General features: G+C 59.4%; 10 protein-coding genes. 4 read left to right on the plus strand and 6 right to left on the minus strand.

Annotation, left to right across the window (positions count from 1 at the left end; translation table 11 throughout):
* Positions 1-17 precede the first annotated feature (17 nt).
* Both ccoG and PspR84_RS13920 read right to left on the minus strand, forming a co-directional pair.
* Positions 18-1,448: a cytochrome c oxidase accessory protein CcoG gene (gene ccoG, locus PspR84_RS13915; RefSeq protein WP_160057701.1), complete on the minus strand. Its 1,431-nt coding sequence runs from the start codon at positions 1,446-1,448 to the stop codon at positions 18-20.
* Positions 1,449-1,643: 195 nt separating this feature from the next.
* Complete coding sequence (locus PspR84_RS13920; protein WP_038368975.1) at positions 1,644-1,892, minus strand: DUF3203 family protein; 249 nt, start codon at positions 1,890-1,892, stop codon at positions 1,644-1,646.
* A 124-nt stretch (positions 1,893-2,016) separates the two neighbouring features.
* Here PspR84_RS13920 and PspR84_RS13925 point away from each other — a divergent pair, with 124 nt between their 5' ends.
* Entirely contained in the window at positions 2,017-2,529 is a 513-nt protein-coding gene (locus PspR84_RS13925) for an MgtC/SapB family protein (protein ID WP_160057702.1), read from the plus strand.
* Between the two features lie 40 nt (positions 2,530-2,569).
* On the opposite strand, the gene PspR84_RS29475 is transcribed toward PspR84_RS13925, so the two are convergent.
* Complete coding sequence (locus PspR84_RS29475) at positions 2,570-2,728, minus strand: hypothetical protein (protein ID WP_164979430.1); 159 nt, start codon at positions 2,726-2,728, stop codon at positions 2,570-2,572.
* A gap of 216 nt (positions 2,729-2,944) precedes the next feature.
* Here PspR84_RS29475 and PspR84_RS13930 point away from each other — a divergent pair, with 216 nt between their 5' ends.
* The 3 genes from PspR84_RS13930 to glgB all read left to right on the plus strand — a co-directional run bounded on the left by PspR84_RS13930 (position 2,945) and on the right by glgB (position 10,684).
* A complete protein-coding gene (locus PspR84_RS13930) occupies positions 2,945-4,939 on the plus strand; it encodes an alpha-1,4-glucan--maltose-1-phosphate maltosyltransferase (RefSeq protein ID WP_160057703.1) in 1,995 nt (664 codons plus the stop codon).
* Positions 4,940-5,108: 169 nt separating this feature from the next.
* Complete coding sequence (treS, locus tag PspR84_RS13935; RefSeq protein ID WP_160057704.1) at positions 5,109-8,450, plus strand: maltose alpha-D-glucosyltransferase; 3,342 nt, start codon at positions 5,109-5,111, stop codon at positions 8,448-8,450.
* A 2-nt stretch (positions 8,451-8,452) separates the two neighbouring features.
* A complete protein-coding gene (glgB, locus tag PspR84_RS13940) occupies positions 8,453-10,684 on the plus strand; it encodes a 1,4-alpha-glucan branching protein GlgB (protein WP_160057705.1) in 2,232 nt (743 codons plus the stop codon).
* 123 nt (positions 10,685-10,807) lie between these two features.
* Here the strand turns inward: glgB and PspR84_RS13945 are convergent, their stop codons facing one another.
* From PspR84_RS13945 to PspR84_RS13955, 3 genes are all read right to left on the minus strand, one after another.
* On the minus strand, positions 10,808-11,875 hold the full coding sequence (locus tag PspR84_RS13945) for an autotransporter outer membrane beta-barrel domain-containing protein (protein ID WP_160057706.1): 1,068 nt from the start codon (positions 11,873-11,875) through the stop codon (positions 10,808-10,810).
* A gap of 389 nt (positions 11,876-12,264) precedes the next feature.
* Positions 12,265-13,047: an endonuclease/exonuclease/phosphatase family protein gene (locus PspR84_RS13950; RefSeq protein WP_122661320.1), complete on the minus strand. Its 783-nt coding sequence runs from the start codon at positions 13,045-13,047 to the stop codon at positions 12,265-12,267.
* A gap of 198 nt (positions 13,048-13,245) precedes the next feature.
* A complete protein-coding gene (locus PspR84_RS13955) occupies positions 13,246-14,004 on the minus strand; it encodes a PIG-L family deacetylase (protein WP_160057707.1) in 759 nt (252 codons plus the stop codon).
* Positions 14,005-14,037: the final 33 nt, after the last annotated feature.

The raw sequence follows: 14,037 nt of genomic DNA on the forward strand, positions 1-14,037 counted from the left end.
GAAAAGATTCTAACGGCTCAGCGATTCATCGGCGCAACAAACCTGCTCTTCGCCACGCTGTAAACCTCAGGCTCATCACTGTCGGCAATCTTGAAACTCAAGGTTTGCGAGCTGCTGGCCGGGCGTTCCGTGGTCATCGCCACCGACACCGGCACATCGACAATCTCACCCGGGGCCAGGCTCAACTCCGTCTTGCCTTGCAACTGGAAGCCGTCGCCATCGACCAGGCTCAGGTTGTAATCCTGGCGCTGCTGGGTCTTGTTGATGACTTTCAGGCTATAGATGTTTTCGATCTGCCCCTGACCGTTCTCGCGGAACAGCCCACGATCCTTGGTCACGTCCAGCGAGACCATCGGCCGCTCGACCAGCGCCCATGCCAGCGCGCCGATCATCGCCACCAGCACCACGCTGTAGCCAATCAGTCGGGGGCGCAGCAGATGGGTCTTGCCACCCTGCAATTCGCGCTCGGAACTGTAGCGGATCAAACCACGCGGGTAATTCATTTTGTCCATGATCGAGTCACAGGCATCGATGCACGCGGCGCAGCCGATGCACTCCATCTGCAAGCCGTCGCGAATGTCGATGCCGGTCGGGCAGACCTGCACGCACAACTGACAGTCGATGCAATCACCCAGGCCGGCTTCCAGCGGTTTCACGTCGCGTTTACGCGGGCCACGGTTCTCGCCACGGGCGACGTCGTAGGAAATCGCCAGGGTGTCCTTGTCGAACATCACGCTCTGGAACCGCGCATACGGACACATGTGCATGCACACCGCCTCGCGCAGCCAACCGGCGTTGATGTAAGTGGCAGCAGTGAAGAACAGCACCCAGAACAGGCTGACGCCGCCGATTTGCAGGGTCAGCAGTTCTTCGGCCAATGGCCGGATCGGCGTGAAGTAACCGACGAAAGTCAGGCCGGTGAGCACGCTGATCGCCAGCCATAGGGTGTGCTTGGCCGCGCGCCGAGCCAGCTTGTTCAGACTCCACGGCGCGGCTTGCAGTTTGATTCGCTGGTTGCGCTCGCCTTCGGTGATCTTCTCGCACCACATGAAGATCCACGTCCACGAACTCTGCGGGCAGGTGTAGCCGCACCAGACCCGACCGGCAAACACGGTGATGGCGAACAGGCCGAACGCGGCGATGATCAGCAGAGCCGAAAGCAGAATGAAATCCTGCGGCCAGAATGTCGCGCCAAAGATGTGGAATTTGCTTTCGGAAAGATCCCAGAGCACCGCCTGACGTCCGCCCCAGTTCAGCCACACCGTGCCGAAAAACAGCACAAACAGAAAACCCGCGCCGCTCATGCGCAGGGTGCGGAACAGGCCGGTGAAGCTGCGGGTGTGGATCTGGTTGTCGCTGGATTTGGCCGTCGCCTTCATTGGGCGTGCGGGCACACTCTTTATAGTGGGCGTTACTTCTACGGTTCGGACGGGGATTTGTTCGCTCATGGTCATTCGCTCATCAGCCTCCATCAGGCCAGAGCACTATGAGTGTCGATCTGTTTGCATAACAGACTCAGGTATTTCAATAAAAAGCGGATCAGATGCGTTTTCGCGCGGCGCCTGCGACAAGTTGAAGCAGCCCGCAGGCGTGGGCGCAAACGCCTATCGCAGACGTTTGCGCGCGGTGTTGATCAAGGTCAGTCAAATCACCGAATCACTCTCGTCGGCTTTCAGGTGTTTGCGACCGTCCTTGGCGCCTGCGACGGTCAAGGCGTCAGCTTCTGCCTCGGTGATGTAAACGCGCCGGCCTTCTATTTCCACGAACGACATGGATTTTTCGCTATCCGTCATGACTTCCAAGGTGTCGCAAATGCGAATTTCCTCGCCATGTTCAACGGTGAAAAAACACACTTTTTGCTCGGGGTTGGATTCATCGACTCGAAGAGGCATAGGAGCAGTCCTTTTTTCAGGGAGGTCTGCAAGGTTAGGGCGCACACTTCGCCGATCGTTCTGCGCAACTGATTAATGGTCGCCGCTGTCCATCGTTTATCCAGCCAATAACAAGGACTGCACGATGAACGCGTGGTGGCATGAAGTGTGGCAAACCCTGCAAGCGGAATTCGCCGACGTCGGAGATGCTTCGCAATTGACGCGCATCACCGTGCGCCTGCTGATGGCGGCGGTACTCGGTGGAATTCTCGGCTTCGAGCGCGAGCACAAGGGCAAGGCTGCCGGGGTGCGCACGCACATGCTGGTAGCGCTGGGGGCGGCGTTGTTTGTGCTGGTGCCGCAGACGTCCGGGGCCGAGTCCGATGCGATGAGCCGGGTGGTGCAGGGGGTGATTGCCGGGATCGGCTTTCTCGGTGCCGGGACTATCCTGAAAAACAAGGAAGGCGATGAAGGCCATGTCAAAGGCTTGACTACTGCTGCCGGGCTGTGGATGACGGCGGCCATTGGTGTGGCGGCCGGGTTGGGCAGAGAGGCTACGGCATTGCTCAGCACCTTTCTGGCGCTGGCAATTTTCAGCGTGATGCCACGCATCGTAAAACTCTTCGAAAAAGAAGAGGAGAAGACTGACGACCACTGATCATTCCTGCGCGGAGCGTGGGAATGATCAGTTCGCGAAGTTAAACGATCACGGGCGGCATCGTGCTCGGCGGTTCTTCTTTCGGCGGTGGCGTGGTGCCGGGCGGTTCCTGTTCGGGAACCGGTTGCGGCTCGGTCTCGGGCAGGGTGGGTTTGTCGATGTTCGGATCGGGCGTTTCGGCCGGGATAGGGATGTTCATCTGATGACCTCCGTGTGGCACATGGCGTGAGAAGTGCTTAAGTGGATTGACCACCCTGCGCGCAATTCGATCCGCTTTCCTGACACGGCAATTTCATCTGAACTTTTCCCGGCGCCGGTCGCTCGGAACCTAAGTGAGTTCATTCCGGGCAGGCGCTCGATTGTGAACGCCGAACCGGCACAAGAGCGTCCTTGGGGCGTTAAGGAGAGATGCTCAATGACTGCTGAAAAACCCTCTGAACAAAGCTACAACCCGCACATGCCACTGTCGCAGGCGTTGCTGCTGCCGCGCATTGTCATTGAAAACACCATGCCGACGCTCGATGGCGGACAGTTCGCCGTGAAGTCGATTGCCGGCCGTGAAGTGGTGGTCACCAGCAAGGTGTTTGCCGACGGTCACGACAAACTCGCCGTGCGCATCCGGTGGCGCGAGGAAGGTGAAGAGACCTGGCAAAGCGAAGTCATGACTGATCAGGGCAATAACGGCTGGCAAGGCCAGTTCCGCCCTGAACAGCAGGGCCGTTTTCTCTATTGCATCGAAGCGTGGATCGATCACTTCGCGAGTTTCCAGTACGAACTGGAGAAAAAACACACCGCCGCCGTACCGGTTTCGCTCGAGTTGCAAGAAGGCCGCACGATGGTGCAACAGGCCGCTGAACGCAGCGAAGGCCAGCTCAGCGAACAGCTCGCCGCGTTGCACCACGAGTTGTCCGGGTTGCTCGAAACCGAGCAGGTCGCACTGTTTCTGCACTCGCGCAGTGCGCAATTGATGGCTGAGGCCGATCACCGCGCCTACTTGAGCGTCAGTCCTGAATTCCCCATGGACGTCGAACGCGAACTGGCCGAGTTCGCCAGTTGGTATGAATTGTTTCCACGTTCGATCACCGACGATCCCCACCGTCACGGCACTTTTAACGATGTGCACTCACGTCTGCCAATGATTCAGGACATGGGCTTCGACGTGCTGTACTTCACGCCGATCCACCCGATCGGCCGCGCCCATCGCAAGGGTCGCAACAACTCATTGACCGCCGGCCCCGATGATCCCGGCAGCCCTTACGCCATCGGCAGTGAGGAAGGCGGTCACGAGGCGATCCACTCGCAACTTGGCACCCGCGAAGACTTCCGCCGACTGGTGGCCGCTGCCGCCGATCACGGACTGGAAATCGCTCTCGATTTCGCCATCCAGTGTTCCCAGGATCATCCGTGGCTCAAGCAGCATCCGGGCTGGTTCAACTGGCGCCCCGACGGCACGATCAAATACGCGGAAAACCCGCCGAAGAAATACCAGGACATCGTCAACGTCGACTTCTATGCGCCGGACGCCATTCCGAGTCTGTGGATCGAGCTGCGTGACATCGTCATCGGCTGGGTAGAGGAGGGTGTGAAAATCTTCCGCGTCGACAATCCGCACACCAAACCGTTGCCGTTCTGGCAATGGCTGATCGCCGATGTGCGGGCGCTGTACCCGGAAGTGATCTTCCTTGCCGAGGCCTTCACCACACCGGCAATGATGGCGCGTCTGGGCAAGGTCGGCTACACACAGAGCTACACCTACTTCACCTGGCGCAATACCAAAAACGAACTGGCCACGTACCTCACCGAGCTGAATGAATCGCCGTGGCGCGAATGCTACCGGCCGAACTTCTTCGTCAATACGCCCGATATCAATCCGGCGTTCCTGCACGAGTCCGGGCGTCCGGGGTTTCTGATCCGCGCGGCGCTGGCAACCATGGGTTCGGGCTTGTGGGGCATGTATTCGGGGTTTGAGCTGTGCGAGTCGGCCCCAGTGCCGGGCAAGGAGGAATACCTCGACTCGGAGAAATACGAGATCCGCGTCCGCGACTTCACAGCGCCGGGCAACATCATTGCCGAGATTGCCCAACTCAACCGCATTCGCCGGCAGAACCCGGCGTTGCACACACACTTGGGTCTGAAGATCTACAACGCGTGGAACGACAACATTCTGTACTTCGGCAAACGCAGTTTTGACGGCAGCAACTTCATTCTGGTCGCGGTCAGCCTCGATCCGCATAACGTGCAGGAAGCGAATTTCGAACTGCCGCTGTGGGAAATGGGCCTGCCCGACGATGCGACGACCCACGGCGAAGACTTGATGAACGGGCATCGCTGGGACTGGCATGGCAAATACCAGTTCATGCGTTTGGACCCGGCGTATCAACCGTTTGGCATCTGGCGAATCACTGCCTGAACACAGATCCATTGTAGGAGTGAGCCTGCTCGCGATAGCAATCTTGCAGGCGACAACTCTGCCGAATATGAAACCGCGATCGCGAGCAGGCTCACTCCTACAGGTTGCTCAGCGTTTTCGAGTCAGGTGATCGGCTCACGGTTTTTCTAGAATTGAACAGGAGTTTCACATGGCGAAGAAACCCAAGGCAGCCACCTTTATCAAAGACCCGCTCTGGTACAAGGACGCGGTGATCTATCAAGTTCACGTCAAATCGTTTTTCGACTCCAACAACGACGGGATCGGCGACTTTCCCGGCCTGATCGCCAAACTCGATTACATTGCCGACCTCGGCGTCAATACCATCTGGCTGTTGCCGTTCTATCCCTCGCCACGCCGCGATGACGGCTACGACATTGCGGAATACCGTGGCGTGCACAGCGATTACGGGACTATGGCCGACGCCAAGCGCTTTATCGCCGAAGCGCACAAACGCGGCTTGCGGGTGATTACCGAGCTGGTCATCAACCACACCTCCGACCAGCACCCGTGGTTCCAGCGTGCGCGCAAGGCCAAACCCGGTTCGGCGGCGCGGGACTTTTATGTGTGGTCGGATGACGATCAGAAGTACGACGGCACGCGGATCATTTTCCTCGACACGGAAAAATCCAACTGGACCTGGGACCCGGTCGCCGGTCAGTACTTCTGGCACCGTTTCTATTCGCACCAACCGGATCTGAATTTCGACAACCCGCAAGTGATGAAAGCCGTGCTGTCGGTGATGCGTTACTGGCTGGACATGGGTATCGATGGCCTGCGTCTCGACGCGATTCCGTACCTGATCGAGCGCGACGGCACCAACAACGAAAACCTCCCCGAGACCCACGACGTCCTCAAGCAGATCCGCGCTGAGATCGACGCCAATTATCCCGACCGCATGCTGCTCGCCGAGGCCAACCAATGGCCCGAAGACACGCAGCTGTATTTCGGCGACACGGATGCGGCAGGCCTCAACGGTGACGAATGCCACATGGCGTTTCACTTCCCGCTGATGCCGCGCATGTACATGGCGCTGGCCCAGGAAGATCGCTTCCCGATCACCGATATTCTGCGCCAGACCCCGGAAATTCCTGCCAACTGCCAGTGGGCGATTTTCCTGCGCAACCACGATGAACTGACGCTGGAGATGGTCACCGACAAAGAACGTGACTATCTATGGAATTACTACGCCGCTGACCGCCGTGCGCGGATCAACCTTGGCATCCGCCGGCGTCTGGCGCCGTTGATGGAGCGTGATCGCCGCCGCATCGAGCTGCTCAACAGTCTGCTGCTGTCGATGCCTGGCACGCCGACTTTGTATTACGGCGATGAGATCGGCATGGGCGACAACATTTATCTCGGCGACCGTGATGGCGTGCGTACGCCGATGCAATGGTCGATCGACCGCAACGGCGGCTTCTCCCGCGCCGATCCGGCGAGTCTGGTACTGCCGCCGATCATGGACCCGCAGTACGGCTATTTGTCGGTCAACGTCGAAACCCAGTCCGGCGATCCGCATTCGCTGTTGAACTGGACCCGCCGTCTGCTTGCGGTGCGCAAGCAGTCCAAGGCTTTTGGCCGTGGCACCTTGAAAATGCTCTCGCCGAACAACCGTCGCGTGCTGGCCTACACCCGCGAATTCACCGATGTCGACGGCAAACACGAAATCATTCTGTGCGTGGCCAACGTCTCGCGCAGTGCGCAAGCGGTGGAGCTGGATCTGTCGGCCTATGTCGGCATGGTGCCGGTGGAGATGCTCGGCGGTAATGCGTTCCCGCCGATTGGCCAGTTGAATTTCCTCCTGACCCTGGCCCCCTACGGTTTCTACTGGTTCGCCCTGGCGGCAGAAAACCAGATGCCGAGCTGGCACGTCGAACCGGCGCAGAGCCTGCCGGACTTCACCACGCTGGTGCTGAAAAAACGCATGGAAGAATTGCTCGAAGCGCCGTCGCGTACGACGCTGGAGCAGAGCATTCTGCCGAGCTGGCTGCAAAATCGTCGCTGGTTCGCCGGCAAGGATGCGGCCATCGACAAGGTGCATCTGGCCTACGGCGTGCGCTTTGGCGATGCGCAGCATCCGGTGCTGCTCAGCGAAATCGAAGTCACCAGCGCTGGGCAGACCAGTCGTTATCAATTGCCGTTTGGTTTTATTGCCGAAGATCAGGTTGGCCCGGCGTTGCCGCAGCAATTGGCTCTGTCCCGTGTAAGACGCGTGCGACAAGTCGGCCTGATCACCGACGCGTTCAGCCTTGAAGCGTTTGTTCGTGCGGTGCTGCAAGGCATGCAGAACAACACGGTATTGGAGTCGAATGAGGGTGAAGTCCGCTTCGCACCGACGCCGTATCTGGAAAAACTCGGCCTCGGTGCAGAGTCGGAAGTGCGTTATCTGTCCGCCGAGCAATCGAACAGTTCGGTGGTAATCGGCAACAGCCTGGTGCTCAAGCTGATACGTAAAGTCGCTTCTGGCGTACACCCGGAACTGGAGATGAGCGCTTACCTGACCGAGGCCGGATTTGCCAATATCTCTCCGCTGCTCGGCTCGGTGATTCGCCACGATGCCAAGGGCGAAGACAACCTGCTGATGATCGCCCAAGGCTATCTGAGCAATCAGGGCGACGCTTGGGAGTGGACGCAGAACAACCTCGAACGGGCGCTGCGTGATGAGCTGGCTGATGCCATGTCGGAGCAGGAACAGCATTACAACGCCCTCGGCGAGTTGAAGGATTTCGCCGGCATGCTTGGGCAACGTCTGGGTGAGATGCACAAGGTGCTCGCCGCGAAAACCAACAATCCCGACTTCGCGCCGCAGGTGTCGACGGCCAAAGACATGCAGGCGACGGGCAAGGATGTCGTGGCCCAGGTCGAGCACGCCTTGAAACTGCTCAAGCAGCATCAGGGCGAACTCAGCGCAGCGGATCAGAAACTGGTCAAACGTCTGGTCGACGAGAAGAAAACCATCCTCGCCCATGTGCAGGAGCTGGCGAAGAAAGCCGTCGGCGGTTTGCGCATTCGCGTCCATGGCGATCTGCATTTGGGCCAGGTGCTGGTGATCAAGGGCGATGCCTATCTGATCGACTTCGAGGGTGAACCCGCGCGGCCATTGAGCGAGCGGCGTGGCAAACACAGTCCGTACAAAGATGTCAGCGGCGTGCTGCGCTCTTTCGATTACGCGGCAGCGATGACCATCAACGTGCACAACGTTGACCATAGCGCGGAGTCTGAAACCGCGCGGCGTCTGGTCGCCGAGCGCTATCTGCGTGAGGCCCGTGAGGCATTTGTGCAGGCATATCGCCGTGCGGCAGCTAGTCTTGATCATGCCTGGCAAGATCCTGAAGGTGCCGACGCAGCACTTGCGTTGTTCGGACTGGAGAAGGCGGCCTATGAAGTGGCCTATGAAGCCGAAAATCGCCCCACGTGGCTGCCCGTGCCGTTGCACGGTTTGTACGGGTTATTGACGGGGCTTAAACCCTTTTCCGATCTTGGTGGAGAGTAGTCATGAGTTTCTCGAACAAGGAACAGGGTCAGGTCAAAGAAGCACTGTTGCCCTCGGCAAAAGATATCGACGCCTTGGTCCGCGCTGAACATCACGACCCTTTTTCCATTCTTGGCCCGCACGGCGATGGCGCTGGCGGGCAGTTCATTCGCGCTTATCTACCCGGTGCGTTGAGCGTCGTGGTGCTGGACAAGGACAGCGGTGAAGAGCGCGGTCCGTTGGAGCAGACCGAAACGCCGGGGCTGTTTGTCGGCCATTTCGATCAGGCGCGACCGTACCAGTTGCGCACGCGCTGGGCCGGCGGCGAGCAAGTCGCCGAAGACCCGTATAGCTTCGGTCAACTGCTCGGTGAAATGGATTTGTATCTGTTCGCCGAGGGCAATCACCGCGACCTCAGTGCGTGCCTCGGCGCCCAACTGAAAACCGTGGATGGCGTCGACGGCGTGCGTTTCGCCGTGTGGGCGCCGAATGCCCGACGCGTGTCAGTGGTGGGGGATTTCAACGTCTGGGACGGTCGCCGGCATCCAATGCGTTTGCGTCATCCGTCCGGGGTCTGGGAGTTGTTCATCCCGCGCCTGCAAGCTGGGGAGTTGTACAAATACGAGATTCTCGGCGCTCACGGGATTCTGCCGCTCAAGGCCGACCCGATGGCGCTGGCCACCAGCCTGCCGCCGGATACCGCGTCAAAAGTCGCGGAACCCCTGCAGATCGACTGGCAGGATCAGGACTGGATGAGCAGCCGCCGTGACCGTCACAAGCATTCGGCGCCACTGTCTATCTACGAACTGCACGCCGGTTCCTGGCAATGCGAGCTGGACGATCTGGGCGAAGTGGCGCGCCAGTACACCTGGCCGGAACTCGCCGAGCGGTTGATTCCGTACGTCAAGGAACTGGGTTTTACCCATATCGAACTGATGCCGATCATGGAGCACCCGTTTGGCGGCTCCTGGGGTTATCAACTGCTCTCGCAATTCGCGCCGAGCGCGCGGTATGGCTCGCCTGCGCAATTCGCCGAATTCGTCGACGCCTGCCACCGGGCCGAGATCGGCGTGATCCTTGACTGGGTGCCGGCGCATTTCCCCACCGATACCCATGGTCTGGCGCAGTTCGACGGCACTGCGCTGTACGAGTACGGCAACCCGCTGGAAGGTTTTCATCAGGACTGGGACACGCTGATCTACAACCTCGGGCGCACCGAGGTGCATGGCTACATGCTGGCTTCGGGGCTGCACTGGTTGAAGCATTTCCATGTCGATGGTTTGCGCGTCGATGCGGTGGCTTCGATGCTTTATCGCGACTATTCGCGCAAGGCTGGTGAATGGGTGCCCAACCGCCACGGTGGCCGCGAGAATCTGGAAGCCATCGACTTTCTCCGGCATTTGAACGACGTGGTCGAACTGGAAGCGCCGGGTGCGCTGGTCATCGCCGAAGAATCCACCGCGTGGCCCGGTGTCAGCCAAAGTACGCAGCAGGGCGGCTTGGGCTTTGCCTATAAATGGAACATGGGCTGGATGCACGATTCGTTGCATTACATCCAGCAGGACCCGGTGTACCGCGCGCACCATCACAACGAGTTGAGTTTTGGCTTGGTCTACGCCTGGTCCGAGCGTTTCATCCTGCCGATCTCCCACGATGAAGTGGTGCACGGCAAGCATTCGCTGATCGACAAGATGCCGGGTGATCGCTGGCAGAAATTCGCCAACCTGCGCGCTTATCTGAGCTTCATGTGGACGCATCCGGGCAAAAAACTGTTGTTCATGGGCTGCGAGTTTGGCCAGTGGCGCGAGTGGAATCACGATCAGCAACTGGATTGGTATCTGCTGCAGTATTCCGAGCACAAGGGCGTGCAGAAACTGGTGGGCGACCTCAATCGGCTGTATCGCGACGAGCCAGCGCTGCACGATCAGGACGACGCGCCGCAGGGCTTTCAATGGTTGATCGGTGACGATGCGATCAACAGCGTTTATGCCTGGCTGCGCTGGAGCAAGGACGGCAAGCCAGTGCTGGTGGTGGCCAACTTCACGCCGGTGCCGCGTCAGGCCTATCGCGTCGGTGTGCCGTTTGCCGGGCGCTGGACTGAATTGCTCAACAGCGATGCCGACACCTATGCCGGTTCCAATTATGGCAATGGCGGCGGGGCGTTTACCGAGGAAGTGCCTAGCCATGGCCAATCGTTGTCGCTGGAACTGAACCTGCCGCCGTTGGCCGTGTTGATCCTCAAACCGGAAGGCTGATCCAGTACCGAGTTGCTGCTATCGCGAGCAGGCTCACTCCTACACTTGGAATGCGTTCCCCTTGTAGGAGTGAGCCTGCTCGCGATGGCGTCAGCACAAACACTATCGCCGCCAAGCCAAACTCTACCAACGCATCCGCACCCCAAGGCTGCCAATGATCCCGTTCAGATCATTGTCATCGACATCACTGCTGTAATCGGCACTGACATACAGACTCACCGCCGGCGTCACCCGCGCCACCAGGCCCAGGCCCAACTCAACGGTGGATGATTTGCGGCTGCTGCTGATCTTGTCGACCTGATCCAGCGTCACCGTGCTGCCGGTGTAGACCGTGTGCCAGAGGTTGGTGCGCACATAGGGTTCGACCGGCAAGCCATTCAAATCGTAACTGCCTTTCAACCGTGCACCGACGCGACCGCTCCACGCCGTCAGATCGGTGGAAGAAGCATTGCCCGAGCCGGCGTATGGCGTGTCGAGGGTGATGCGTTGATTGATCAATTGCGCCTGCGGTTCGACCACCCAGTTGTCACTCAGGCCAATCGGAAAACCGCCTTCGACCGAGAAGGTCATCGCACTGCCTTCTGTGGCTTGCCGCGCGCCTTGGCCGTTGCGACTGAAGCCGCTGACCCGGCCGCCGCTGGCGGATAAATCCACGTGCCAGCCCTGGGCGCCGATCAGGCTGTAATAAGCGCCGAGGCTCTGGCCTTGCAGATTGAGCGTGTCACTGTTCGGATCGGCCAACGCGCGACTGGTGAGCACGCCGTTGCCATTGGCTTGAATCTGGTTGAGACCACCAATCAGGCCGATTTTCTGGGTATGGCTAGCACTTTGCAGAGTCAGCACGGCGGGGCCTTTGAAGTCGCCACTGCCGGGCATCGCGTAGCCTGACGACAGCACATCGGTCTGCGCCTGCCGGGCGCTTCTGCCGTACAGCTCATCCCAGGCCGACGGTGCGAGGTCTTCGGTAATCAGGCGTGTGCCTTGCAGATCGGGCCGTGGGCTGAAGCGTTGTGGCCCGGGGGTGATGACGGTGGTGGGCAACGTCATCACGGGCACATCCGCGCGATACCACGGGGTCGTTTCATCCGCTGCAGGACCGGCCTGCGCCTCCATGGATGAGCACAGCAAGATTGAACTCGACACTGTGCAGAAAGTGATTTTGATCTCGTGTGGGCTGATGGAAGTTTTCATGGAGGTCTACCTTGCAGGCGCATGCATTCTCTCTGTGTGGCGTCTCTCCTACCCCGAACGAGGGGCGACCGAATGGAGCGGGGCGAACCGTGGCCGCTCGATTTCGCGAGTGTCCGAAGGCTCGTCCCGGGTAGTGATTCCGGGGGTAGTAAGGTAGAGATAAGAAGAGTCGCGCGCCCCCGTCAAGAAATTGAACGATGAGCGGTAGTGGTAAAACGGGCTTTGCAAGCGTTTGTTTTTCTGCACATAACTAAGTGGTTGTTTGCATGGATAAACGCAGCGAAAGCCCCGATCCAGAGGCATTCAGTTACCGACAGATGGTCTGCCGGTAATTTTTAACCGCCGAATGAGTTGCCCCATTCCGTCCTGTATTGCTGTCACTATTGCGGCTACAAGTGCACCTCTACAGCGAGCGGCAGATGATCCGACAGATGGGTCCACGGCTTGTTGCCGAGGATCTGTGGGTCATGGCTGCTGGCATTGCGCAGGTAGATCCGGTCCAGCCGCAGCAACGGAAAACGTGCCGGGTAAGTCTTGGCCGGGCGTCCGTGATGACGCTCGAAGGCTTCGTGCAGATAGTCGCGACGAGCGAGCGCGACATTGCCCTGCAACTGCCAGTCATTGAAATCGCCAGCGATGATTACCGGGGCGTCATCGGGCAGGGATTCGAGTAACTGGCAGAGCAGCTGCAACTGCAACTGCCGATGACTTTCCAGCAGACTCAAATGCACGCAGATCGCATGCACTTCGGCATGCCCCGGCACGTCCAGTACACAGTGCAGCAGACCCCGGCGTTCGGGGCCGGTGATCGAGACATCGAGGTTGCGGTATTCACGGATCGGGTATTTCGACAGCAGCGCATTGCCATGGTGGCCGTCGGGGTAGACGGCGTTGCGCCCGTAGGCGAAGTCGCTCCACATGCTGTCGGCGAGAAATTCGTATTGCGAGGTTTGCGGCCATTCGTTGTAACGGCTCGAATGCCGTTCGTGTTCTCCCACTACTTCCTGCAGAAACACCAGGTCAGCGGAGGTGCTGCGCACCGCTTCGCGCAGTTCCGGCAGGATGAATCGCCGATTGAGCGCGGTGAAGCCTTTGTGGGTGTTGACCGTCAACACCCGGAGACGATGGATGACGGGCGCGTCGACAACATGACGCTCGGGATCGCTGGACACGTTCACTCCTCTGGATTGCGGGCCGCTTATTCATGCGACTGATGGGGAGGGGCGGCAGTTCCTTCTGATCAATCCACAAAACCTTGTAGGAGTGAGCCTGCTCGCGATAGCGGTGGATCAATCAACATTTGCGTCAATGACACACCGCTATCGCGAGCAGGCTCACTCCTACAAAGAGCTCGGCAGTGTCGTAAAGATTCAGACGAAGACGATTTCGTAGGGCAAACGCATTCTTTCGAGAATCACCGGCGGCAGCATCGGCGCAATGCCGATCGCCGGTTCGCCCTTGAGCTGGCTGGCATAGGCGTGGGTCGCGTGGCTCTTGCGCGCCACGGTCCAGGTGTCGAGGCGCAATTTGCGCGCGCGTTCCCAAGGGATCAGTTGCTGGTCGCGCTCGGGCCAATGCCAGGCCCACACCGGTACATCATGAAAGGTCGCGCCGGCCTGTTCAGCCGCTTGCGCACTGGCCCGGCCCACCGCTTCATGGTCGTCGTTGCCATCACCGCGCCAGGTGCTGAACACCACGTCACCGGGGCGCAGGTAGCGGCTGATGAATTCGGTCACTTGTGCCTGCTGGTCGCACAGGGCGTTGTCGGTGAAGCCGCCACGCACCCATTTCAGGCTGTGCATCGGCAGGCCGAGGCGGCGCAGGGCTTCGACGCTTTCCTGCGGGCGGAATACGCTCAGGCGCTTTTCCGACCACTGTCGCGAGCCCGGATGGCTGGCACTGCCATCGGTAATCGAGAGCAATTGCAGCGGATGACCTAGGCTGGAGAGCAATTGCAGCAGACCGCCGCAGGTGACCACTTCATCGCCCGGATGCGGCGCGATGACCACGGCGCGGGCACCGTCGGGCACCAGACTGCGGGTATTGATCACGGGGATGTTGTCCAGTTGCGCGGCGCTGTTCCAGATTTGCGTCGACGAACTGCTGTCGCTGAGGGTTAACGGTTTCATGATATGACGTCCTTGTGTTGACTCGCCCTCAGT

This window comes from Pseudomonas sp. R84 (assembly GCF_009834515.1).
Classification (GTDB): domain Bacteria; phylum Pseudomonadota; class Gammaproteobacteria; order Pseudomonadales; family Pseudomonadaceae; genus Aquipseudomonas.

What these genes read in the sequence shown, in the direction of transcription:
- ccoG (WP_160057701.1), bottom strand. Translation starts at nt 1,448, where the DNA reads ATGAGCGAACAAATCCCCGTCCGAACCGTAGAAGTAACGCCCACTATA.
- PspR84_RS13920 (WP_038368975.1), bottom strand. Translation starts at nt 1,892, where the DNA reads ATGCCTCTTCGAGTCGATGAATCCAACCCCGAGCAAAAAGTGTGTTTT.
- glgB (WP_160057705.1), top strand. Translation starts at nt 8,453, where the DNA reads ATGAGTTTCTCGAACAAGGAACAGGGTCAGGTCAAAGAAGCACTGTTG.
- PspR84_RS13930 (WP_160057703.1), top strand. Translation starts at nt 2,945, where the DNA reads ATGACTGCTGAAAAACCCTCTGAACAAAGCTACAACCCGCACATGCCA.
- treS (WP_160057704.1), top strand. Translation starts at nt 5,109, where the DNA reads ATGGCGAAGAAACCCAAGGCAGCCACCTTTATCAAAGACCCGCTCTGG.
- PspR84_RS29475 (WP_164979430.1), bottom strand. Translation starts at nt 2,728, where the DNA reads ATGAACATCCCTATCCCGGCCGAAACGCCCGATCCGAACATCGACAAA.
- PspR84_RS13925 (WP_160057702.1), top strand. Translation starts at nt 2,017, where the DNA reads ATGAACGCGTGGTGGCATGAAGTGTGGCAAACCCTGCAAGCGGAATTC.
- PspR84_RS13955 (WP_160057707.1), bottom strand. Translation starts at nt 14,004, where the DNA reads ATGAAACCGTTAACCCTCAGCGACAGCAGTTCGTCGACGCAAATCTGG.
- PspR84_RS13945 (WP_160057706.1), bottom strand. Translation starts at nt 11,875, where the DNA reads ATGAAAACTTCCATCAGCCCACACGAGATCAAAATCACTTTCTGCACA.